The organism is Mesorhizobium sp. M5C.F.Ca.IN.020.32.2.1 (genome assembly GCF_004023105.1).
In the GTDB taxonomy this organism is placed as follows: Bacteria; Pseudomonadota; Alphaproteobacteria; order Rhizobiales; family Rhizobiaceae; genus Mesorhizobium; species Mesorhizobium wenxiniae.
On the sequence record NZ_RZSX01001477.1, the window covers coordinates 1 to 773 of the forward strand.

At 67.0% G+C, this 773-nt stretch carries 1 protein-coding gene and 1 pseudogene; one reads left to right on the forward strand and one right to left on the reverse strand.

Annotated features, from left to right (window positions below; translation table 11 throughout):
* Positions 1–556, forward strand: a 556-nt coding sequence (gene phnF, locus EOA86_RS36905; RefSeq protein ID WP_128345853.1) for a phosphonate metabolism transcriptional regulator PhnF, incomplete at its 5' end; no start/stop codon positions are given.
* A 23-nt stretch (positions 557–579) separates the two neighbouring features.
* Here phnF and EOA86_RS36910 read toward each other — a convergent pair.
* A pseudogene (locus EOA86_RS36910) lies at positions 580–773 on the reverse strand (dehydrogenase); the annotation flags it as partial.

Consider the following 773-nt stretch of genomic DNA (forward strand, 5'->3'; position numbering starts at 1 on the left):
GGTGCAGGATGGCGTGCTGAGGGCCGAACAGGGGCGCGGCACTTTCGTGCTTTCGCGCAAGCGGCTGTCCTATCCGATCGGCGCCCGCACCCGTTTTTCGGAGGGCTTGCAAGGGCAGGCGACGGAGCGCCGCAGCGTGCTGCTCGAATCGGCGGTCGAGCCGGCCAGCCGGCGCGTCGCCGAAGGGCTGGGGCTTGCCAAGGGTTCGAATGTCATGCGCCTTGAGACGCGCGGCGAAGCCGACGGCCAGCCGGTCTCGCGTGCCACCGGCTGGTTCGATGCGAAGCGCTTCGCAGGCATCGAGACCGCTATCGAGGAAACTGGATCGGTGACCGCATCGCTCCAGCGTTTCGGCATCAGTGACTATCTCAGGCAATCGACAGTGCTGTCGGCGCGCCACGCAGATGCCGCCGATCTCGCCGATCTCGATCTGCAGTCCGGCGCCATCGTGCTGGTCACGGTCGCCGTCAACGTCACGCCGGACGGCCAGCCGATCCAGTTCGCCGAAACGCGCTTTCCGGCTGAGCGCGTCGAGCTCAAATTGTCGGCGCGGTAGTTAGGTGCGCGTCTATCCCGGTCTCATCCGACCTGAATGACCGCCTTGATCAGGCCGGATTTCTCATGCGCCCAGCGGGCGAGGTCGCGCGGTGTGTCGCCAAGCGTCGTGCGATGGGTGACGAGCTTTGCCAGCGGCACCGCGCCGTCGCGGATCGAGGCGGCGACATGGTCGAAGTCGGCGCGCAGCGCGTTGCGGCTGCCGATCAGCGTCATCT